At 55.0% G+C, this 22014-nt stretch carries 22 protein-coding genes; 15 read left to right on the top strand and 7 right to left on the bottom strand.

Going from position 1 to position 22014, the window contains the following annotated elements; all coding sequences use genetic code 11:
• Positions 1-128 precede the first annotated feature (128 nt).
• From R5H23_RS08715 to R5H23_RS08705, 3 genes are all read right to left on the bottom strand, one after another.
• The gene (locus R5H23_RS08715) at positions 129-1547 is read right to left on the bottom strand and encodes an ABC transporter permease (protein ID WP_317215158.1); all 1419 of its coding nucleotides are present in this window, start codon (positions 1545-1547) and stop codon (positions 129-131) included.
• Positions 1548-1549: 2 nt separating this feature from the next.
• Complete coding sequence (locus tag R5H23_RS08710) at positions 1550-2419, bottom strand: ABC transporter ATP-binding protein (protein WP_317215157.1); 870 nt, start codon at positions 2417-2419, stop codon at positions 1550-1552.
• Positions 2420-2523: 104 nt separating this feature from the next.
• A complete protein-coding gene (locus R5H23_RS08705) occupies positions 2524-3189 on the bottom strand; it encodes an alpha/beta hydrolase (RefSeq protein ID WP_064274695.1) in 666 nt (221 codons plus the stop codon).
• A gap of 137 nt (positions 3190-3326) precedes the next feature.
• On the opposite strand from R5H23_RS08705, the gene R5H23_RS08700 reads away from it, so the two are divergent.
• Positions 3327-4418: an aminotransferase class V-fold PLP-dependent enzyme gene (locus R5H23_RS08700; protein ID WP_317215156.1), complete on the top strand. Its 1092-nt coding sequence runs from the start codon at positions 3327-3329 to the stop codon at positions 4416-4418.
• Here R5H23_RS08700 and R5H23_RS08695 read toward each other — a convergent pair.
• The gene (locus R5H23_RS08695) at positions 4415-4585 is read right to left on the bottom strand and encodes a hypothetical protein (RefSeq protein ID WP_317215155.1); all 171 of its coding nucleotides are present in this window, start codon (positions 4583-4585) and stop codon (positions 4415-4417) included. The genes R5H23_RS08700 and R5H23_RS08695 overlap by 4 nt on opposite strands.
• Before the next feature lie 86 nt (positions 4586-4671).
• On the opposite strand from R5H23_RS08695, the gene R5H23_RS08690 reads away from it, so the two are divergent.
• The 7 genes from R5H23_RS08690 to R5H23_RS08660 all read left to right on the top strand — a co-directional run bounded on the left by R5H23_RS08690 (position 4672) and on the right by R5H23_RS08660 (position 11300).
• A complete protein-coding gene (locus R5H23_RS08690) occupies positions 4672-5820 on the top strand; it encodes a cysteine desulfurase family protein (RefSeq protein ID WP_317215153.1) in 1149 nt (382 codons plus the stop codon).
• Positions 5821-5837: 17 nt separating this feature from the next.
• Complete coding sequence (locus tag R5H23_RS08685; RefSeq protein ID WP_046900759.1) at positions 5838-6152, top strand: ferredoxin family 2Fe-2S iron-sulfur cluster binding protein; 315 nt, start codon at positions 5838-5840, stop codon at positions 6150-6152.
• A gap of 5 nt (positions 6153-6157) precedes the next feature.
• Positions 6158-7240 carry a tRNA 2-thiouridine(34) synthase MnmA gene (gene mnmA / locus R5H23_RS08680; protein WP_046900760.1) on the top strand — a complete coding sequence of 361 codons (1083 nt, stop codon included), beginning with the start codon at positions 6158-6160 and terminating at the stop codon, positions 7238-7240.
• A 2-nt stretch (positions 7241-7242) separates the two neighbouring features.
• A complete protein-coding gene (locus R5H23_RS08675; RefSeq protein ID WP_317215152.1) occupies positions 7243-7899 on the top strand; it encodes a glutathione S-transferase family protein in 657 nt (218 codons plus the stop codon).
• Between the two features lie 387 nt (positions 7900-8286).
• Positions 8287-9372, top strand: coding sequence for a DNA topoisomerase IB (locus R5H23_RS08670; RefSeq protein WP_264649122.1), 1086 nt, complete (start codon positions 8287-8289; stop codon positions 9370-9372).
• Positions 9373-9521: 149 nt separating this feature from the next.
• Positions 9522-10775 (top strand): sodium:proton antiporter, encoded by a 1254-nt coding sequence (locus R5H23_RS08665; RefSeq protein ID WP_046900764.1) that lies wholly within the window; start codon positions 9522-9524, stop codon positions 10773-10775.
• 60 nt (positions 10776-10835) lie between these two features.
• Positions 10836-11300 (top strand): hypothetical protein, encoded by a 465-nt coding sequence (locus tag R5H23_RS08660; RefSeq protein WP_317215151.1) that lies wholly within the window; start codon positions 10836-10838, stop codon positions 11298-11300.
• A 17-nt stretch (positions 11301-11317) separates the two neighbouring features.
• On the opposite strand, the gene R5H23_RS08655 is transcribed toward R5H23_RS08660, so the two are convergent.
• Positions 11318-12262 carry an SMP-30/gluconolactonase/LRE family protein gene (locus tag R5H23_RS08655; protein WP_317215150.1) on the bottom strand — a complete coding sequence of 315 codons (945 nt, stop codon included), beginning with the start codon at positions 12260-12262 and terminating at the stop codon, positions 11318-11320.
• A 138-nt stretch (positions 12263-12400) separates the two neighbouring features.
• Entirely contained in the window at positions 12401-13333 is a 933-nt protein-coding gene (locus R5H23_RS08650) for a hydrogen peroxide-inducible genes activator (protein WP_086633398.1), read from the bottom strand.
• A gap of 145 nt (positions 13334-13478) precedes the next feature.
• On the opposite strand from R5H23_RS08650, the gene R5H23_RS08645 reads away from it, so the two are divergent.
• The 6 genes from R5H23_RS08645 to R5H23_RS08620 all read left to right on the top strand — a co-directional run bounded on the left by R5H23_RS08645 (position 13479) and on the right by R5H23_RS08620 (position 18987).
• Positions 13479-14210, top strand: a complete 732-nt coding sequence (locus R5H23_RS08645; RefSeq protein ID WP_317215149.1) for an SDR family oxidoreductase — start codon at positions 13479-13481, stop codon at positions 14208-14210.
• A 119-nt stretch (positions 14211-14329) separates the two neighbouring features.
• On the top strand, positions 14330-15454 hold the full coding sequence (gene add, locus R5H23_RS08640) for an adenosine deaminase (protein WP_317215147.1): 1125 nt from the start codon (positions 14330-14332) through the stop codon (positions 15452-15454).
• 167 nt (positions 15455-15621) lie between these two features.
• On the top strand, positions 15622-16185 hold the full coding sequence (gene ahpC / locus R5H23_RS08635) for an alkyl hydroperoxide reductase subunit C (protein WP_046900770.1): 564 nt from the start codon (positions 15622-15624) through the stop codon (positions 16183-16185).
• A gap of 98 nt (positions 16186-16283) precedes the next feature.
• A complete protein-coding gene (ahpF, locus tag R5H23_RS08630) occupies positions 16284-17846 on the top strand; it encodes an alkyl hydroperoxide reductase subunit F (protein ID WP_317215146.1) in 1563 nt (520 codons plus the stop codon).
• A 35-nt stretch (positions 17847-17881) separates the two neighbouring features.
• Complete coding sequence (locus R5H23_RS08625; RefSeq protein ID WP_233126093.1) at positions 17882-18544, top strand: LysE family translocator; 663 nt, start codon at positions 17882-17884, stop codon at positions 18542-18544.
• Positions 18545-18654: 110 nt separating this feature from the next.
• Complete coding sequence (locus tag R5H23_RS08620; protein ID WP_317215145.1) at positions 18655-18987, top strand: YegP family protein; 333 nt, start codon at positions 18655-18657, stop codon at positions 18985-18987.
• A 64-nt stretch (positions 18988-19051) separates the two neighbouring features.
• On the opposite strand, the gene R5H23_RS08615 is transcribed toward R5H23_RS08620, so the two are convergent.
• Positions 19052-20155 carry a LuxR family transcriptional regulator gene (locus tag R5H23_RS08615; protein WP_244591116.1) on the bottom strand — a complete coding sequence of 368 codons (1104 nt, stop codon included), beginning with the start codon at positions 20153-20155 and terminating at the stop codon, positions 19052-19054.
• Positions 20156-20283: 128 nt separating this feature from the next.
• On the opposite strand from R5H23_RS08615, the gene R5H23_RS08610 reads away from it, so the two are divergent.
• Complete coding sequence (locus tag R5H23_RS08610; RefSeq protein ID WP_317215144.1) at positions 20284-21969, top strand: Hint domain-containing protein; 1686 nt, start codon at positions 20284-20286, stop codon at positions 21967-21969.
• Positions 21970-22014: the final 45 nt, after the last annotated feature.

Raw genomic sequence — 22014 nt, 5'->3', positions numbered from 1 at the left:
AAAGGGTTCTATTTGTTTTCATTAATGTTTTTCTGGGAAAGACCGCCAAAATCCATTTGAGCGGTCATAATCCAAAGGCAGGATCACGCTTGCGTGTTCCTTCGCACAAGGCCTGCCTGGTGAAGGTCCTATTCGGTTTCGTAGGGCCAGTCTGCCTTGCTGAGACTGCGAGGCGCAAGGACATAGGCCACGCAGCCCAGAGCTATGGAAAGTCCTGCAATTACGCCCGCAATGCGTGTTCCCATAATGAATGGGTTGCAGGTTTGCAAAAGGAAGATCGGAATGAAATTGAAGGCATAAACAACGCCCTTCCATGGATTTCCGCTCACCAGAAAAGGAAGAGCCCCGCAGAGGGCAAAGCCAAGCGCCAGCCCCATAAATTCCAGACTGAACACCAGAGTGTCGCGCAGAGCGAATGATGTAATCAGGGCGTATGGAATGATCAGGCTGAGAACACGCAGCGGTATCGTGACGGACAGGCGGGAAAGCTTTGCCGAAAAGACAGACCGGACAAAGGAAAGACGGTCGCCAAAACGCCCGGTAATCAGCAGGAGAGGCCAATGCTGCCGTTGGGTAAGCCAGTTGTCGCTAACGGCGATCATCGCGCCTGCGCTGAAGACAAGTGGCTTCCAGCATGCTGCGAAACTCTTATGAGTGAAGAGCGACATTCCCATTGCCGATATGGACATCAGAACAGGAATGAACAGGCAGCTTAGCAGGATGTCAGTTTTGAGTGTCAGAGGTGAGGTCGGTGCCAGCAGCATCTGGCGAAGCTGATAGAATGTGATGGGTTTGCGGGCCCGTATCTTTGCTTTGCCATAAGGAAACTCCGGCAGCGCGTCTTTCAAAGACGCAGAAGCGTCGAGAGCATGCGGAGTAGCTGGAGCACCGTGAAGGCGGTTGGGCAGGGAGAGAATACTGACGATCATGACCAGCAAAAGACAAACATCTGCTGGAATGGTGAGGATGGGTGGACGCGTCAGAAGCCATAGGCTGGCATTTGAGAGGAGGAGGAGGCCGAATTGCCCCAGTATCAGGATGCCCCCTGCCAGACTGATCAGAAAGCGTAGTTTCTGGGACTGGCCTTGGGGCGGGACGTACCACTGCAGCACGGTAGGGATTGAATTGAACAGCACAAAGAAGAGGGCGTCGTGGAACGGAATGGGCGCAAAACTCAGGGCGGTGCTGAGCAGTAAGACGGACACGACATCCACGATGCAGACTGCTCTTGCTTCCGCTAAAGCCAATCCGGGAATAGCAGGAGCCTGAGCTGCACCGATCTGTCTTGTAGCGTGCAGTTGCAGGCAGTTCTGGATGAACATGGATGTGAGGATGAGACTGACAACATTGGCGTGCGACAGAGCCTGCTCAAATGTCTCATGCGTCAGAAGCCTGTGCAGCCTCCGAAGATCCATTAAGGACGTAAACAGAAAGAACCCAACTGAAATCAGCAGGTAGTTTGCCCGAAGGAATACGGGGCTGGCGTAGAGTTGCAGGGCTCGCCAGAGGTCAGACCATTCCTGCCGGGTGAGGGAGAGGCTGCCCATGGTCAATGCTCCCGCGGAGCCGTGATTTCAAGAAAGGCGTCTTCAAAATCGGGAATGGAAACGGATGTTCCGTCAGGAAGGGCGAGGTCCTCGGTCCATCCGTGAGCAAGAATGCCGCTCTCCCGCTGCCCGAGTATCTGGCATGGCAGAGTGTGCAGTACTTCCGGAGTGCTGTGATCGAGCCACCGGGTCTGTGTTCGGAAAATTTCGGCAGACACATCCAGAACAAGATGGCCTTGCCGAACAAACAGCAGGCGTGAGCACAGACGTTCGAGATCTGACAGAATATGTGATGAAATCAGAATACTGGCGCCAACGCGCGTTGCATAACTGCCCAGCAGATTCATGAAATCCCGCCGGGCATGAGGATCGAGGCTGGCGACAGGCTCATCCAATACGAGGAAATCGGGCTCGTGCCGCATGGCCAGAAGAATAGCCAGACGCTGTTTCTGGCCGCCCGAGAGGTTGCGAACAATCTTTTTGAAATCCAGATCCGCCCATCGCAGCAGGATCGGATCAATAGGGGGCAGATCGCCGTAAAACGCTCCGATATAATCAATCAGTCGACCAACACTGAACGCTGTAAATCCAGTCATGGTCTGGGGGACAAACCCGGTACGGGCCCGGAGGTCTCGCGGCAGCGAAAGAACACTTTGGCCAAAGATGTCCACAGACCCCTGATCGGGGATCAGAAATCCCATGAGACAGCCGATCAAGGTGGATTTTCCGGCACCATTGCGCCCGAGGAGAGCTACGGTTTCACCGGGTTCGACTGTAAAAGAAACGTGGTCGAGCGCAGTGAAGCTGCCGAAGCGTTTTGTGAGGTCCGTCACACGGACGGGTAAGGTCGGGGGGGCGGGCCGGATTGTCATGCAATAAACGTTGCACAATGTTACTGAACCGACAAACAAAAAAATAGCCTGCGATCCGGACAGGAAAGCAGGCTATTTTTATAGTCCTGGTTAAAGAACCGGGATCAGTCGGCGGCCAGTGCGAGAGCCTTGCGGCCACGCATGGTCATGACGTGATCTTCCAGTGCTTCTCCGACGCGCTCAGCCTGCTTGGCGAAAATGTGGTCGGCATCGTCGAAGATACGATAATCGACCGTCACATTCTTCTGCGTGTTGAGCTTGTCGACCAGCTTGCGGATGCCTGGCTCGGGAGCCATTTCGTCTTTGCCGCCAGCGATCATCAGACCACTACACGGACAAGGTGCAAGGAAGCCGAAGTCATAATCATTGGCTGGAGGCGCAACGCTGATCCAGCCACTGATTTCCGGGCGGCGCATCAGAAGCTGCATGCCGACGAACGCACCGAACGAGTATCCGGCGATCCACAGTTCGCTGGAGTTCGGGTTGACCATCTGCATCCAGTCAAGTGCTGCAGCTGCATCGGAGATTTCTCCGATACCGCCATCGTAACGCCCCTGGGAGCGGCCGACGCCGCGCGAGTTGTAGCGCATGACCGAGAAGCCCATCTTCTCGAAGTGGCGATACATCGTGTACGTAATACGATTATTCATGGTGCCGCCGTGAAGCGGGTGTGGGTGCAGCACCAGGGCGAGGGGAGCGTTTGGTTCGCTGGAGTGGTGGTAACGACCCTCAAGCCGGCCATCTGGGCCGGCGAACATCACTTCAGGCATGAATACTCTCGCTCTATGTCCGGCAGGATTACGGCCCTGCCTTCCGGTGGGCGTCTGTATATCGAGTTGAAAGCCAGAATTTCCACCAAAATCGACTCGGGATTGCGATTCCTGCAACTCTGCACGATCTAGAGAACATGACGAACGCATCTGCTCCGACCTATCTTGACGCCAATGCAACCGAGCCTCTGCGCCCCGCAGCGCGGGAGGCTGTGCTGTCCGGTCTGCTGCTGTCCGGCAATCCGTCTTCGGTCCACGCGGAAGGGCGCGAAGCCAGGCGATGTCTTGAAGATGCCCGTAGTCGTATCAGTGCAGGTTTCGGGCGGATTTCCGGGACCTGTGTGTTCACATCAGGTGGCACGGAGGCTGACGCAATGGCCATTCATGCGTTCGGTCAGGGGCGTAGGATACTGATCGGCGCAACGGAGCATGATGCCGTTCGTAAGGCCGCCCCGAATGCGGACGTTATTCCGGTGAATGGCCAGGGCATTCTGGACCTTGAAACTCTCCGTCAGCATCTCGCGCATGGGGCACCAACACTTGTCTGTGTCATGGCCGCCAATAACGAGACCGGGGTTTTGTCGCCACTGGAGGATGTGGCTGCACTCTGCCGCGACTCGGGCGCACATCTGCATGTGGATGCGGTTCAGAGCGCTGGGCGACTGCCTTTCAGCCTGACTGAGTGCAGCGTTGCTCTCTCGGGGCACAAGATGGGCGGACCAAAAGGCGCAGGTGCGTTGCTGCTGCCACGGGATGAACCGATTGATGCCCTGATGGTGGGCGGTGGTCAGGAGCGCGGTCGGCGAGGAGGAACGCAGCCTTTGCCAGCTATTCTGGGCATGGCTGCTGCTTTTAATGAGGCGCAGGCTCAGGACTGGTCCGCTATTGAGGCACTGCGGGAGCGCGTCGAACAGGTGGCGGTGGCTGCGGGAGCCCGTGTTGCCGGGCGTGAGGTCGCTCGCCTGCCGAATACAAGCTGCCTGATCCTCGACGGGGTTGCCGCACAGGTGCAGCTCATGACGCTTGATCTGGAAGGATTTTGTGTGTCTGCCGGATCGGCATGCTCTTCTGGAAAGGTAGCGGCATCTCATGTTCTGACGGCGATGGGCGAGACGACCGGGGCCTCTCAGGCCATACGAGTGTCGTTGCCGTGGAATGTGAGGGCAGAGCAGGTTGACGCGTTTTGTGATGCCTATGAGCGTATGGCGCGTCGTTTGAATAAACGTTAAGGCGCGCTCATGTGGTCATTTTCCAGCCTGAGTTTTTGGGCCTGCTCTTCCAGAAGGGCGCTGCGGGCGTTGATCCATCGGCTTGAAGGGGAAATGAGGCTGAGGAGTAGAATACCGAAGGTGATGGCAAACAGAGTGCTGCCAAGGGGATCAGGTCCATGAGGCATTCTCTGCCTGAAACAGGGTTCGAGGCTGAAAAGCCCATCTATATCTGGAGCCGTAACGATCTGTGCTGGTCAGTGGAAGGTATAGCGTGATTTATCTGGACTATTTTTCCACAACGCCCTGCGCCCCTGAGGTTGTGGAAGCCATGCTGCCCTGGTTCGCGGAGGATTTTGGGAATCCACATAGTGTTCATGGCCCGGGCCAGAAAGCGGCGCAGGCTGTCGATGCAGCCCGCCAGACTATCGCTGACCTGATCGGGGCTGAAGCCCGGGAGCTCGTTTTTACGTCTGGAGCCACCGAAGCAAACAATCTTGCCATCAAGGGAGCCGCTCGCCACCTGAAGCGTATGGGCAATGAGCGTCGTCGCGTCATTACCGTCTCTACTGAGCATAAATGCGTTCTGGAATCCGTTCGGGATCTGGAGACTGAAGGCTTTGACCCTCTTATCCTGGGAGTGGACGGGCAAGGGCGTGTTGATCCCGAGGCTCTGCGGGAGGCACTGTCGGTGCCGACACTGCTTGTCAGCATCATGACGGCGAATAATGAGACGGGCATCCTGCAGGACATTCCACTCCTGTCACGAATCGCCCATGAGACTGGGGCGTTGTTTCACACTGACATGGCGCAGATGGCCGGGAAGCTGCCTGTTTCGCTGGATGGTATCGATCTGGCGTCTTTTTCCGCGCACAAGATGTATGGCCCCAAGGGGATCGGTGCCCTCTATGTGCGGCGTCGTCCCCGTGTGCGACTACAGCCGCTCTTTTCCGGGGGAGGGCAGGAACGGGCCTTTCGTTCAGGCACGTTGCCTACCCCTCTTGTCCTGGGGTTCGGGAAAGCTGCGGAGCTGGCGAAACAAAGATTGGATGTGGATATTTTGCAGATTTCCGCCCTGCGGAATGATCTGTGGCGCCAGATTGAAACGGCACTTCCGGGATGTGAACTGAATGGACGTGAAGTTTCGCGCCTGCCGGGTGCGCTGAATTTCTGTCTGCCGGCAGGCGTGCGGGCGACGGACATCCTTGAACGGGTCCCGGAAGTTGCCATGTCTACGGGGTCAGCCTGCTCGGCCGCAGAAATTACCCCCTCTTATGTGCTGACGGCGATGGGACTTTCTGCAGAGAAAGCATCGCGGTGCTTGCGCCTGTCGGTCGGACGCTCTACCTCCAAGCCCGGTATTGACCGTGCGGCGGCTCTTCTGATCGAGGCTGTCCGTACCTGCCAACCTTCAAGAGACTGAAACAAGACGGACAGCCCATGCCCAAGATGACCTTTATCGAACGTGACGGTTCCCGCCGTGAAGTTGACGCGCCTGTCGGCCTGTCGGTGCTGGAAATCGCTCACAAGCATGACATTGACCTCGAAGGTGCCTGCGAAGGCTCCCTTGCCTGTGCGACGTGCCATGTCGTGGTGGACCCGGAATGGGCTGGCAAGCTGTCCGAGCCGACCGACGATGAAGAGGACATGCTTGATCTGGCCTTCGGCCTTGAGCAGACGTCCCGTCTGGGTTGTCAGATCGTTATGACCGAAGATCTGGACGGCCTGACCGTTCAGCTTCCAAAGGCGGGCTGAAGACCATGCGTATCCTCGTTGCCATGTCAGGAGGCGTGGACAGCTCCGTAGTGGCCGCGCTGCTCAAAAGGCAGGGCCACGAGGTGATCGGCGCGACCCTTCAGCTTTACGATCACGGTCAGGCGTCCAAGCCGGGGGCCTGTTGTGCCGGACGCGACATTATGGATGCCCGCGCCGTGGCGGATAAGCTGGATTTCCCGCATTACGTCATTGATGCGGAAAGCCGCTTCCGGGATAGCGTGATCGAGAACTTTGCGGACGCCTATGCGCGTGGGGAAACTCCCGTGCCGTGCGTGGCCTGCAATCAGGGCGTGAAGTTCACGGATCTTCTGGGCATGGCCCGCGATCTGGGCTGTGAAGCGATGGCGACCGGACATTACGTCCGGCGTGTTGAAGGTCCGTCTGGTGCTGAAATGCATCGCCCCGTTGATGCAGAGCGGGACCAGACCTGGTTCCTGTTCGCGACGACGAAAGACCAGCTTGATTACCTGCGCTTCCCGCTTGGCGAGATGCCGGACAAGGCGCATGTGCGTGAACTGGCGCAGGAGCTAGGGCTGGAAATCGCGGCCAAGCCGGACAGTCAGGACATCTGCTTCGTCCCAAGCGGGTCTTACGTTGATATCGTGGAGAAGCTTCGTCCCGAAATCCGGGGTGAAGGCGAGATCGTGGATGAACAGGGCAAGGTCCTTGGGCATCATGAAGGCGTTGCGCGCTATACGGTTGGTCAGAGCAAGCGGCTGGGAGACATCCATACGGCCGTTGGCGAACGCCAGATGGTAACGCGGATTGATGTGCCAAAGCGCCGGATTGTTGTTGGACCTCGCGTTCAGGCGACCGAAGTTGAGACGCGCAAGGCGATCCGTCTGCGGGATATGAACTGGCTGATTGATGCTCCGCCGGAAGGTGTATCCTGTGGCGTGCAGATCCGTGCCCGGGAGAAGCTCCGGGATGCGGTGGTGAAGCCTCTTGAAAATGGTGGCGCGTTGGTCGAACTGCTGGAGCCAGCCATGCCGGCCCCGGGGCAGGCCTGTGTTCTGTATGATGGGAGCCGTGTTCTGGGCGGCGGGTTTATTCTGGCGGGAGCGTAAACATGGCAGGGACACTTCTGATCGGTTCGCGGCGGTATTCGTCCTGGTCCCTGCGAGGCTGGCTGGCCGTGAAGCTGGCGAAGCTGGATGTGGAAGAGAAGGTCATTGCTCTCAAGGGCGGTGGCAAGACCACGGAAATCCACGCACTATCTCCCAACAAGCTGGTGCCGTATTTGCAGCATGATGGCGCACATGTCTGGGAAAGTCTGGCCATCTGCGAATACTGCGCCGAGCATGAGCCGTCTCTTTGGCCGCAGGACCGTGTGGTGCGTGCTCATGCCCGCAGCATCAGCGCCCAGATGCACGCCGGTTTCCGCCCAATCCGGCAGAATTGCCCGATGGATGTGGAGCGTGTTCCAGCGCCTTTGTCAGAAATCAGCGAAGACCTGTCCAAGGATGTTGCTCTGCTGAGTGAGACCCTGAAGGGGGCACTTCTGCGCTCCGGCACGGCCACGCGGTATCTGTTCGGGGACGTCCTGACGGTGGCTGACTGCATGTATGCGCCCGTCGCTATCCGGATTCACACGTATCAACTTAATGTTGACCCCGTTGTAAAAGCTTGGGTTCAGAGCATGTTGCACCATCCGCTCATGAAGGAATGGTACGGCCTTGCGGATGCAGAGCCTGCTGAGTGGCGACTGAGTTACGAAGACAAGTAAGGGGCTGGCTTCGTTCAGTGGTGAACGAAGCCCATTCCAGTTTGTAAGGCGGTGCGAAACACATCAGACCAGATGCTGTTACCGCCACCACCACGGCCTCCACCAGGCCCGCTGCCCGTCTGACTGAATGGTGGGCCGTCGTTGCTGTCAGCAGTTTCTGACATATCGGATGGTGCATGCGATGCGCAGCTTGCGAGTAGGAGCATACTGCATCCCAACAACAGTCGTTTCACATCTGTATTCCCTACCCGTAATGCCCTTCTTGTAAGTCACCTGTGGAAAAGCAGGTGTCATGTCAGGAAGTATCAGGAAGCGTAAGCAGATCTGACGAAACTCCGGTTCCAGCAGCACGCTGTTACAGTTGGACGGACAGGGAACCGCGAAACCGTGACAGCAAGACTTTCACCTGAACAAAAACAGGCCCGGCGCGCGGGTTTGCATTATGTGGACAGGACGGAACCAGGAATTACCCGCAGACGAGCCGGCAAAGGCTTCGCCTATTACGATCCTGCCGGGGAGCGCATCACGGACCAGAGCGTTATCGGGCGCCTGAAACGCTTGGGAATTCCTCCGGCTTATCGCGATGTCTGGATCTGTGCTGATCCCGATGGTCATCTCCAAGCTGTTGGCACAGATGCGCGGGGGCGGTTGCAGTATCGCTATCATCCCAAATGGCGGGAAACCCGGGACGTCGCCAAGTTCGGTCGAATGCTTGTCTTCAGTGAGCATCTTCCTGCCTTGAGAGCGCAGGTGGCAAAGGATCTGGCGCGAAAGAAGCTGGACCGGGACCGCGTTCTGGCCGCGATTGTCTTCATCATGGAACGGACGATGGCTCGTATCGGAAATGACCGGTATGCGCGTGAAAACCGTAGTTATGGCCTGACGACGCTGCGGCACCGGCATGTTGATGTGACCGGAAAGCACGTCACGCTTGATTTCAGGGCCAAACATGGGATTGAGCAGCATCTGGATTTGTCTGACGCTAGATTGGCGCGGCTTGTGTCACGGCTCGAAGATCTCCCGGGGCAACGTCTCTTCCAGTATCTGGATGAGAACGGTGAACGCCACGATGTGCACTCACAGGATGTGAACGACTACCTTCAGACCATCACTGGTGAAGACATTACGGCCAAAGACTTTCGCACTTGGGCTGCCACGCAACTGGCTGCCGTCACGCTCTGTGCCTTCAGCGGCTACGATACGAAAGCGAAAGCCAAAAAGCAGGTTGTGGAAGCCGTGAAGTCCGTGGCTGCCCGGCTTGGAAATACGCCTGCGGTCTGTCGAAAGAGCTATATTAATCCCTGTGTGGTGGATGGGCACCTGGACGGGACTTTAAGGGCCGCGTTTCAGAAACGGGCACAGGATGTTCTGGATATGCCGGAGCATGGATTGTCGGCTGAAGAAGCAGCGGTGACGGGCTTCCTGGCAAACCGTTTGCCGCATCTTCGAAATAACGGCACATCAAAGTCCTGAACCGCAGTATGTTGAAATCTTTCGCAGGAAACTCTGCCTGTTACAGAAGCTTCTGTTTCTGACGGACCGTATAAAAATGCGTCGCAACGGAATTGATGGCTGGCGACGGAAGGTCAGTGCATGATGCACTGTCAGGAGGAGAAGAACGGATGAACTCGCTGGGTCTTTTTGCCTTGCTGATGCTGGGAGCAACGTGTTTCGGGGTTTTGAACGAGCGCCTTTTCAAGCTCCCTCTGACCATCGGTATTCTCCTGATTTCCATGGTCATTTCGATGCTGATCATGCTGATCAATCCTCTGGTGCCAGGATACGACCTTCAGCACATTCCCCGGACCCTTCTCGGGCAGGTCAATCTTCCAGAAACGCTTCTGGAAGGGGCTCTGTCCTTCCTTCTTTTTGCCGGGGCCATGCAGGTTAATCTCGGACTGCTACTCTCCCGCGGAAAGGCTGTGGCGGCACTGGCTATCTTGGGAACGGTATTGGCCGTGGGGCTTCTGGCAGGCGCAGCATGGTTGGTCTTTCCGCTTCTGGGCATGAATGTTCCCTTCAGCTGGTGTGTCGTTCTGGGGGCTATTCTCGCGCCGACGGATCCGGTTTCCGTCGTGGGAATGTTGCGTCGGCTGGGGTTGCCAGAAGCTCTTCAGGCCACTTTTGCAGGAGAAAGCCTGTTTAACGATGGCGTAGGCATTGTGATGTACGGGACCGTCATCGGTCTTGCGACCGGCGAGGTCCATAGCGTTGCAATGACGGACTTCATCGTTCGTTTTCTTGTGGAAGCGGTCGGTGGTGGTGTGCTGGGAGGTGTGCTGGGCTGGGTCGCCCTGAAAATCATTCGGGGCGTGCAGGACATGCAGATTGATCTGCTGGCTTCGCTGGCCTTGGCAACGGGCACTTACAGCCTCGCCAGCTCTTTGCACATGTCTGGCCCGATTGCTGTGGTCGTGGCGGGGATGTGGCTGGCGACTGATACAGGCAAGCGTGCAATTCCGGAGCATTCCCGCCAGGAGCTCACCACGTTCTGGGGGCTGATCGACGAAATCCTGAACGCATTGCTGTTCCTGCTGATTGGATTTGAGCTTCTCGAAATTACTCCACATCTGCCCAACCTTGTGGCGACACTCATCATCATTCCACTGTCCGTGATTGTTCGCGGACTGAGTGTGTTCCTGTCCACAATGCCGGTTCACCTGAAAAAAGGTGAGCGTGGCAGAGCTCTCGGTGTTTTGACCTGGGGTGGGCTTCGGGGCGGGATTTCCGTGGCATTGGCCCTGGGATTGCCCCCGGGAGAACTGAGGGAGACGCTACTGCCGGTTTGCTATGGGGTGGTGGTCTTTACAATCATCGTGCAGGGACTGACGATGGAGAAGGTGGTCAATCGGCTTTACCCGAAAGCCACCAGTTGAGTGTATGCCTGCTGAGAGATTTTGGCAGACTGAAAAATGGATCGGCAGGAGCGCGGTAAAATGGTGACTTTAAAGCGGGTGATGGGTCTACTAATCGTGACGGGTGCCGTCATAGGCGTGTCCGGGAATGCATTTGCCGCCAAGGGGTTCCCGGGACAGGCAGGATGCTGGGCCGCTCTTCCGGGTGAAGACGAGCGACCGGAAGTGACGTGTCGGAGCTTCACGGAAGATTTGCTGAAAAGTCTTGAGAAAGCCACGCCTGCACAGGTGACGTCTATTCTGGGTGTTCCAGGCAAGGACCATAAGCCCACCTATTTCGAGAGCGCGAACAAAACGCCCGGAGCCTATAACGGCTACGTTGAGCTGACATACACGGCCGGACACGTCTCGGATCTGTCTGCTGTTTTGACGCAGGTTCAGCCGAACGGCATGGCAAGTGACGAGAAGGATTATCAGTGGGGTGCCAGTAAGGCTGGCTGCTCCGATTTTCCGGGAAGCAAGAAAGCCTGTGATACGTCCAACTAAAGAACTGCGTTCTGGATTTAGTCCCTGAGGTCCAGAGCCACCAGTTTTTCACGGCAGGTAATGAAGAGGCGCCTGTTCTCCGGGCCACCAAATGTACAGTTCGTTGGTGACCACGGAAGAGGGATGAACCCGAGCGTGCAACCCAAGGCGTCGATCACGTAAATCCCATTATCTGCGGTGGTCCACACCCATCCGCGATGGTCTACGGCCAAGCCATCAGGGACGCCGTTTTCCGTGCTGTAGAAGGGACGTTTCCCCATCAGCTTTCCATGACGGCCGACATCAAATGCATGAATGTGGCAGCCGTGACCGCCAATTTTTCTGGATGTGTCCGTGACGTAGAGGGTTTTCCTGTCTGGCGAAAATGCCAGAGCGTCAGGCTGATCCAGATCAGCCATGCGCGTCAGATCTCCAGTTTTTCGATCGTATCGGTACACGCTACGATGGGGAAGTTCTGGTGCCGCGATATACCCTTCTCTTGCAGAGTGGATGCCGAAGATTGGGTCGGTGAACCAGAGGGTATGATTGGGGCCAGTGACAATGGCATTTGGGGCGTTAAGGCGGCCGCCCTGGTAGTGCGTGACGAGGGGCAGGGTTTCCTGACCGTCCTGTGAAAGACTGATGCAGCGACGTCCCTGTTCGCAATGCACCAGCGTGCCATCCGGGAGGATGGCATTGCCGTTGATGAACCACGTGGGATCAATAATGGTGTGGACATGGCCGTCTGGGTGCCATGCCATCACCCTGCGCGAGATGACATCTGACCAGATGAGCCTGTTGCGGTCCTGATCCCAGACCGGGCTGTCGCCCAGCGTTGTTCCCTCGTGGAGCAGCAGAAGCGGAATATCGAAATCCAGAACCGCAGCGAGTGTCGGATCATCAATCCGGATGCCTGGAAGAGGGCCTGATGTTTCTGGTGCACCCGGCAACCGCAGAAATGTACCAATCAGGGCGTTCTTCATGCGGCGCGTCTTTTCTGGATACGCATTGCGACTTTCTCAGCCATATTTGTGGCGCAGGCCTACAGTAGTGTTTGGCTTCCCCGGACAGAGCCTTCGGAAAAGCGATATCTTACAAAAACGCCCTGATGTTCACGGGGTTCATGCCGGATACATTTTGCATCCTTCGGGGGTGGCCTGCCGTAGAAAGATGCCAAGTTCCCGGAAGGTGCTGGCACGTGGATCTGAGGCGCGCCACACGAGGCCGATTGTCCGACTTGCTTCGGGTTCGGAAAGGGGGCGGACGGTAATGAGGTTCTCAAAATCCATCCGGTTACGCAGAGCAAGCCGGGGAATGAGCGAGAAGCCTTCGCCTGCACCAATCATGTGCCACAGCATCTCCAGGCTTGTGGCCAGTCTGGTCTCGCGCTGTCTGGGAATGGTTGGGCAGATGGACAGCGCTTGATCGCGAAGACAATGGCCGTCTTCCAGTAACAGAAGATCAGGTCGACCCAGCTGTTTCAGGGAGATCCTGTTCTTGCCAGCCAGTTCGTGCGTAACCGGAAAAACCCCCAGAAAAGCCTCTTCGAAAAGAGGAAGTGCTTCCAGTGCCTCCGACGGAGCAGGCAGAGCCATCAGAGCCAGATCGAGTTCGTTGTTTCGCAGAGACTGGACCAGCGTATCCGTCGTTCCTTCTGTCAGGCGCAGATTCAGGTTCGGATAGGACTGCCGCAAATGGGGGAGCGTGCCGGGGATGTAATACGGGCCAAGCGTCGGGATGACGCCCAGGCGCAGAATGCCATCCAGCGGACTGGTGCGCGTCCGTGCGACTTCCAGAAGATTCCGGGCTGCCGTTAAAACTTCACGGCCAAGCGCAATCAGGCGCTCTCCATCAGGTGTGGGGGCGACGTGCCTGCGCGAACGCTCGAACAGCGTAACGTCCAGAAGCTGCTCCAGCTTGCGGACCTGCTCTGAAAGGCCCGCCTGGCTCACACCACAGCGTTCTGCCGCACGAGAGAAATTGCGCAGGTCATCCACTGCCACGACATATTCGATGTCCCGAAGGGACAGGCCGGAAAGGGGAACGTAACTCATGAATTATAGATAATACCGAACACCAAAATATGGAAGTGCGGTTTTTCCTATATTTGCATGAAAGCGTCATCGGCCTTGGCAAGACACATCTGCTGACGAAGCGTATAAGGTTTCAAAGAATTTCCACAGCAAGGATGAAGACTCCATGACACAGCGCGCTGCTCTCGTGACCGGTGGTTCCCGTGGTATCGGGGCCGCAATCGCCCTTCGTCTGGCCACAGACGGATATGACGTTGCGATCTCTTATGCCAGCAACGAAAAGGCTGCTGCGGATATCGTCAACAAGATTGAAGCCAAGGGCCGCAAGGCTGTTGCCATCAGGGCCAATGGCGGAACAGCGGAAGGGAACCGCGCTGTTGTCACGAAGGCCGTGGAAACATTCGGTCGGCTGGATGCACTTGTCTGTAACGCCGGGATTTATCCTTACGGGCCGATCGATCAGATGACTGTTGAGCAAATCGATCAGGTGCTGAACCTGAATGTTCGTGCCGTTATGATCGAGACGATGGAAGCTGTGAAACATCTGGGGCAGGGTGGCCGCCTGATTTATATCGGCTCTGCTTTCGGGGCCCGCGCACCTTTCCCGGGTATTTCCCTTTATTCCGCCACCAAGGCGGCTCTGGAAGGCTTTGCCCGCGGCGTAGCGCGTGATGTGGGGCCGAAGGGGATTACCGTCAATGTGGTCGAGCCAGGTCCGATTGATACGGATCTGAACCCGGCTGACGGCGAAGGTGCGGCCCTGATCAGCAGTTTCACCGCGACGAATTCCTACGGCAAGGTGTCTGATATTGCGGATTTCGTAGGCTTCCTTGCAAGCCCTGCGGCCTCTTACATTACGGGCGCGTCCCTCCCGGTAGATGGCGGTCTGACGGCCTGATCTAAATTAACGTGCGGTCTATCCTGTTTTCTCTCCTTGTTATCGGAGCGGATGCGCAACATTCTCCCTACGAAAGTCGTGGGCAGGGGGATGCCGCGTAAACGCTAAAGGAAAACAGGATGACGTTCGGGCGCAGGTTCTTTCTGGCAAATACAATGCTGTTTTCAGCCAGTATCGCTTTGACCGGGCGTGCATCGGCTGCGGCAGCTTCAGATGGAGCGGGCGATGACATGACTCGCTTCATCTATGCAATGCCAAAGGCCGAAATGCATGTGCATATTGAAGGCACGCTTGAGCCGGAAATGAAGTTCCGTCTGGCCCAGCGCAATGGGGTCTCCCTGCCGTACAGCACGGTTGAAGACATGCGGGCCAGTTATAACTTCCACGACCTTCAGAGCTTCCTGAAGATTTTCTATGAGGGCAAAACCGTTCTGCTCAAGGAGCAGGATTTCTATGACCTCACATATGCCTATCTGACCAAAGCAGCCTCCCAGAATGTGCTGTATGCGGAGATATTCTTCGATCCGCAGATGCATACGGATCGTGGCATTCCGTTCGCTACGGTTATGAATGGTCTCACGCGGGCACAGGCTGATGGCCGCCGCAATTTGAAGATCGACTCCCAGCTTGTTCTTTGCTTCGAGCGGGAACTGACGGCTGAGTCTGCCATGAAGACGCTGGAGGCAGCGCTTCCGTACCGTCAGCATATTGTCGGCATTGGGTTGGACTCTGACGAGAAGAACAATCCCCCTGACAAATTCCGGGAGGTGTTTGCCCGCGCCCGTAAAGCCGGTTTTCACCTGACGATGCATTGTGACCTGAATCAGCTCGATACGCATGAACATATCCGGCAGGTGCTGGAAGACATCCAGGCAGACCGCATTGATCATGGCGGCAATATTCTGGAGCGTCCGGATCTGGTGGCTGTGGCAAAACGCCGAGGCACAGCGTTTACTGTTTGCCCGGTTGCCTGTGGCTGGCTGCGGGAGAATGGTGAAAACATCAACATCATTCGCGGAATGCTGGATCAGGGTCTGAAAGTTACGGTCGCGTCTGATGATCCCGCCTACATGAAGAGCGATTATGTGGCGGAAAGCCTGGTCGTGGCGCAGGGCGATGGCGCGTTGAGCAAAGGCGATCTTCTGACGCTGGCGCGAAACAGTTTTGAGGCTGCCTGGATCAGCCCGGCGCAGCGCAAAATCTATCTGGGCAAGCTGGAAGCCTTTCGTCGTCAGTGGGCTTGAAGGACTGGTCAGTGGGGCTGATATGAAATAGGTAGTGGTGATGAGGGTTTGATCTCTGTTCGGTTTGACCGATCAATCATATTGACAGGAACTGTTTCCTGACCTTCTCATTTTGTGGGACATAGGTTCCGCAACCTAACACGAGCGACAAAGCAGGAGACCTTCTGATGGTTCGCATTAACTCCACACTGGCCCCGTTCTCGACCGATGCATTCCGCAACGGCGAATTCCTGACGGTCACGGATGCAGACGTCCGTGGCAAGTGGTCCGTCTTCTTCTTCTATCCGGCAGACTTCACGTTCGTTTGCCCGACGGAACTCGAAGATCTGGCTGACAATCAGGCCGCTTTCGACAAGCTGGGCGTTGAAATCTATTCCGTTTCCACGGACAAGCATTTCACGCACAAGGCTTGGCACGACACGTCCCCGGCTATTGGCAAGATCAAGTACACCATGCTGGGCGACCCGACGGGTGTGATCTCCCGCAACTTCGGTGTTCTGATCGAAGAAGCTGGTCTGGCTGATCGCGGCACGTTCCTGCTCGATCCGGAAGGCAAGGTTCAGTACATCGAAATCACGGCTGGTGGCGTTGGCCGCTCCGCGACGGAACTGCTGGAGAAGATCCAGGCTGCACAGTATGTCGCCACGCATCCGGGTGAAGTCTGCCCGGCCAAGTGGAAAGAAGGCGGCGAAACGCTGAAGCCTTCTCTCGACCTCGTCGGCAAGATCTGATTTTGCCGGGTGAGGCGGGATCGCCTCACCATTCCCTGTCCCTTCATCGGGACAGGGCTCTTCAAGATTTCACCAATTTTAAATTGCTGGAGAAAACGATGCTTCAGGACGACCTGAAAACCCAGATGCGCGCCTATATGGAATATCTGCGCAGTGACGTCGTGCTGGAAGCTACCCTTGGCACCGACGAGCGCTCCGCCGAAGTGCGTGGATTGCTGGAAGACATGGCCAGCCTGTCCAACAAGGTGACGTTCTCCGACGCCGGAACTGCTTCCCGCCGCCCATCTTTCCTGATTCGCCGGGCCGGTTCGGTTGAAGCCGTGACATTCGCCGGCCTCCCGATGGGGCATGAGTTTACCTCGCTGGTCCTTGCGCTGCTTCAGGTGAGCGGTCATCCGCCCAAGATCGACGCTGATCTTGTTGAGCAGATCAAAGCGCTGGACGGGGATTTCCATTTCGAGACCTATTTCTCCCAGTCCTGCCAGAATTGCCCGGATGTTGTGCAGGCGCTGAACGCCATGAGCGTCCTGAATCCGAAAATCCATCACGTCGCGATTGATGGGGCGGATTTTCAGGAAGAAGTCGAACGCCTTGGCATTCGGTCTGTGCCGCAGGTCTATCTGAATGGGCAGCCATTTGCCTCTGGCCGCATGGAAGTCGCGGATATTCTGGCAAAGCTGGATGCGTCTTCTGTCGAACGTTCGGCTGCCAAGCTGAACGACGTTGCACCATTTGATGTTCTGGTACTGGGCGCGGGCCCGGCGGGTGCATCCGCAGCGATTTATGCTGCACGTAAAGGCTTGCGGACGGGCCTCGTTGCGGACCGTTTCGGTGGTCAGGTGATGGATACGGCTGGCATCGAGAACTTCATTTCCGTCAAGGAAACAGAAGGCCCACAGCTATCTGCTGCGCTTGAAGCCCATGTGCGCCAGTACGACGTGCAGATCATCGCGTCCCAGAAAGCTGCCAAACTTGTTCCGGCGGCTCAGATTGGTGGCTTGCATGAGATCGCTCTGGAAAGTGGGGCGAGCCTGCATTCCAAGACGGTCATTCTGGCAACCGGTGCACGGTGGCGGCAGCTTGGCGTTCCGGGCGAAGAGGAATATCGCACCAAGGGCGTGGCCTACTGCCCACATTGCGATGGCCCGTTCTACAAGGGACGCCCTGTTGTTGTGACGGGCGGCGGCAATAGCGGGGTTGAAGCTGCGATTGATCTGGCGAATATCGTCTCACACGTTACGCTTTTGCAGCGCGGTGCGCATCTGAAGGCGGATAAGGTGTTGCAGGACAAATTGCTGAGCCTGCCCAATGTCACGGTTTTGATGAGTGCGCTCACCACGAAGATCGAGGGTGATGGCAAAGAAGTCACGGGCCTGACTTACAGCGACGCTGATGGCGGATTGCACCACATCAAGACGGACGGCGTATTCGTTCAGATCGGTCTGCTGCCGAATACGGACTGGTTGAAGGGGACCCTGGATCTGAGCCCGTATGGTGAGATCGTGATCAACGATCATTGCGCAACATCAGTGCCGGGGATCTACGCTGCGGGTGATGCGACGACAGTGCCTTACAAGCAGATTGTCATTGCCATGGGTGAAGGTGCAAAGGCCTCCCTGTCTGCCTTTGACTATCTGATCCGCTTGCCTGTGCAGGCATAATTGGTGAGGCCTTGGGGAGAAGGAAAAGGATGTATATGGTTCAGGCCATGCATCCTTATCTGCTTCCCCTCCTTGCCTTCGCACTGACTGCCGCCGTTTTCACCATTACGCCGGGCTTGGATACCGCCATGACCCTCCGAACGGCCACGACGTCTGGCTGGAAAGCCGGGCTGGCAGCGGTTATGGGAATCTGTCTTGGGCTTGGCGTCTGGGGCCTGGGAGCGGCTTTTGGCCTGACTGCACTTTTGGCGGCATCAGAGACAGCATTCACAGCCGTCAAATGGGCAGGTGCGCTTTATCTGGGATGGATAGGCATCAAGCTGCTTCTACATCCCCGATCATCCTTGTCGAAAGAAGAGGCTGAAGCAGCCATTGAGCAGCCGACGAACCGTCCAGAGGCAGGACTGGCCTTTCGGCGCGGTTTGCTGAGCAATCTGCTGAACCCCAAGGTTGGCGTCTTTTACATGACGTTTATGCCGCAGTTCATTCCGCCCCATGTCAACGTGCGCGAATTTTCGCTCCTGCTAACGGCTATCCAGGCGTTGCTGTCTTTTGCATGGCTTGGACTGCTGGTCGCCTTGACCATTCCTCTTGGACGTTTTCTGTCCAGCCCGACTGTCGTACGGCGTATGGACCGCCTGACCGGCAGCGTTTTCTTGTTGTTCAGCCTTAAGCTGGCACTTGCCCGTCGGGCTTGAGAGCAGACTCGATTTTTCAGCGCTTTTTGTGGCAGGCTCACAGCAGCAGGTCTTCTTGAATCTGGTATGCGGGGTCTGCTGATGAATGCTGTTCTGAAAGGAGCTCGATCATGAGTGCAAAATTTGAACTCTATACCGACACTGCTGGCGAATATCGTTTTCGCCTGAAAGCAGCTAACGGAGAGAATATTCTTGCCAGTGAAGGGTACAAGCAGAAAGCCAGTGCGGTGAATGGTATTGCTTCCGTTCAGAAGCATGCCCCTGACGACGCCCATTATGAGCGTAAGATTTCAGCGTCTGGAAAGCCATTCTTCAATCTGAAGGCTTCAAACGGACAGGTGATTGGCAGCAGTCAGGCGTACAGTAGCGAAGGTGCGCGGAATGCCGGGATTGAATCCGTTAAGAAAAATGCACCGTCAGCTGTGACAGTGGATGCTGTATAAGAAGATCTGTTAATCTGCCTCTGCATCATTTTGGTACTATTGATGCAGGGGTATGTAATAAAATCTAAGCTATAAAGCTTATATTCTTAACAAAAGCCGTAAGTTGGCTCTGGCTATTGACGCCTAACCTGACAAAAATGTCTTTGACCATCTGTCGGGCAGTTCCTTCGGTGATATTCATTTTCAAAGAAGAGTCCTTAATGGAATTCCCATTTGCGATCAGGCAGGCAATTTTTGATTGAGACGCTGTAAGGAAAAGGTTGCTCAGGATAGCTTCCGTTTCAGAATTGACTCTGTGAATAGAAAAAATAACCATTCTGGTTTGTTCCATTTTGGATGAAACATTTATTACTTTTGCAAAGAAAATCTTATCTGTTTCGGTTTTTATTTTTATAGGATTGTGAATATCGCCGGATCCGGAGAGAAGGCGAGAAAATTTGCTGTTACCATCAGAGCTTTTCACTTGGATTGTGTTGTTTTTTATAAAAATTCCATCGGATTCCATCCGGATTAGGTTGTTGTTCGCATATACAATTTTATTTTCTGAATTAATCAGAGCAATTCCAAACGGCATTTCTTTGAAGGAATTCTCAAATATTTCATGAAAATTCTTGCTCTTGTTAAAGGAGATTCCGGTTCCAACTGCTTGAATAACGTGCGGAATTATTCTTGTCAGGTTTTGCTTGATGATTGCGCTTGATTGTATTGTTAATCCGTCTGGAGACTGTACAGACAGTAGAAACCTATTCCCATTTTCAGTTTTGAACATGGCATGATGTATTCTTCGAACACCAAATTCTCTTAAAAATTCCATGTAAAACGGTATTTTGTCGATTTGTTTGTCAGATAAGAAGCTGTCATCAACATATAGGAAGTCATTCTCTATTTTTTTTCTTGTATAGACAGACAGAGGTGATTTGTTTCGCCAGTGATTGTAATATAATTCTTCTGTTTTCGGATCCTGATTGGAGCCAAACCGCCATTCAGACATGTCTTCGTCTAATGGAATTAAAGATGCGCCGCCAAAACTGCTGTCTGTGCAGTATTTTGCGATATTTACTAAGGCTTCATTCCATTCGGAGCGGTCTTCAATAGTTTTATAGATATTTTTTGTAATAAAAATATGATTTTCCATTTGATGGATTCTTTCTTTTGAAGCCGGAATCATCAGACAAAAATATTCAAAAAAAAGCAAACATCCACTACCATATGGGAGTGGTGGCCAAAATTCTCATGCTTCAAAAAAACAGGCGCGGTGAGTTGCAGATCTCATCTGGCTAGAGGCAGGAGAAAACAATGGTAGCGTCAGTAATTTTTACCCCAACAGGGGGTAGCCAGTCTGTCGTCAGTGCGCAGAATGGTGCCATCACTATAGATAACTCTGGAACTATTGCTGGTGCAGCTTACTATGCTGCCTTCCCAATTCCAGATGCAAGTCAAGCTACGACAGGTTCAGTATCTATAATTAACGATTCCGATGTAACTGCGTCTACGTGGAAAATTGGAACTTCTTCTGATGCGGCTGTAGTTACCGTAAGCGACGGAGCATCTCTGTCCCTCGATAACACTGTTACGGTTTCAAGTAACTCTAAAATAATTATTGGAAATGGCGGAACGGTAGTTCTTGGCGGGTATGCGACAACAACTGTCGGACTTATCCAGTTCGATGAAGGTGGCGGCGGTACAATTGAAATTGCAGCAGGAACAACGCCAAGCATTATCGGATATATTACAAATATTAAGGAAAACGACACAATTATTTTGAATGGCCTCTCGGCAGATGGCTACACGTATGTGAATGGAGTTTACACGCTGACCAGTCAGGGGCAGCCAATTTCTGGAACGTCTTCATTCCAGCTTCCCGAAGCGAATGAAGGAACGACTTTCACGGTTTCGACGATCAACGGCAAAACTTATCTGAGAACACTGGTTGTCGTGTGCTTTTTGCGGGGATCAATGGTCCGCACCGCACAGGGAGAGGTCGCTGTTGAAGATATCTGCATTGGCGACGAAGTTACCGTTTATGACTGGCAGGCTCAGGCCGAAGTAAATCGTCCGGTCGTGTGGGTTGGAACCAAAAAGGCATTTGTCTGCCCCGGACTGCCTGATGACAAAGCTGGTTATCCGGTCCGTGTTCTCAAGAATGCTATCTCAGATGGTGTTCCCTATGAAGACCTGCTGATCACTGCTGAGCATTGCCTGTTCTTCGACGGTAAATTCGTACCTGTGCGGATGCTCGTAAACGGTCGCTCCATTTTTTACGACAAGAGCATCACGTCTTACGACTATTACCATGTAGAGACGGAGCAGCACTCCGTTATCACCGCGAATGGTGTTCTTACAGAGAGCTATTTGGACACAGGAAATCGTCGCTCGTTTGCTCAAAGCGGCAATGTCGTCGCCTTGGGTGGTCGTGCTAAAACATGGGCTGAAGACGGTAATGCGCCGCTGGATGTCAGGCGCGAGTTTGTGGAGCCGCTATTCCACCAGTTTGATGCGCGTGCCAGCAAGGTCTGCTCAGAGACGGTTTCCGAAGATGCGCCTCTTACGGAAGATGCCGATCTTCACTTGGTGACGGACACTGGCACGGTTATTCGCAAGACCCGCGAAGCCAATGACCGTGTCATGTTCATGATCCCCGCCAACGTCAAAAGCGTGCGGATTGTCTCCAGAACCAGCCGCCCGAGTGACGTTATCGGCCCGTTTGTAGATGACCGACGCAACCTCGGCGTTCTGATTGGTGATATCACTCTGTTTGAAGAGAGCCGTACCCACCGGATTACAGCTCATCTGAAGACTGAGACGCTGGAAGGCTGGAGCAATCCGGAGAAGGGTAACATGCGCTGGACAGCCGGTCGTGGCCTTCTGCCGCTTGGCAGCCGTCCTTCCAACAGCATTGCCATTCTTGCTCTGCAGATCAAAGCTGGCGGACCGTACAAACTGGCGCCTCAGAACAACGCAGGTCTGTCTCTTACAGCCTGAAGCCCGTTATTTTCCTGCTTTGGCTCTGTCCCCTTGTCGGGGGCA

This window comes from Gluconobacter sp. GP1, from assembly GCF_032913585.1.
Taxonomy (GTDB): domain Bacteria; phylum Pseudomonadota; class Alphaproteobacteria; order Acetobacterales; family Acetobacteraceae; genus Gluconobacter; species Gluconobacter cerinus.
This window is presented reverse-complemented; position numbering and strand designations above follow the sequence as displayed.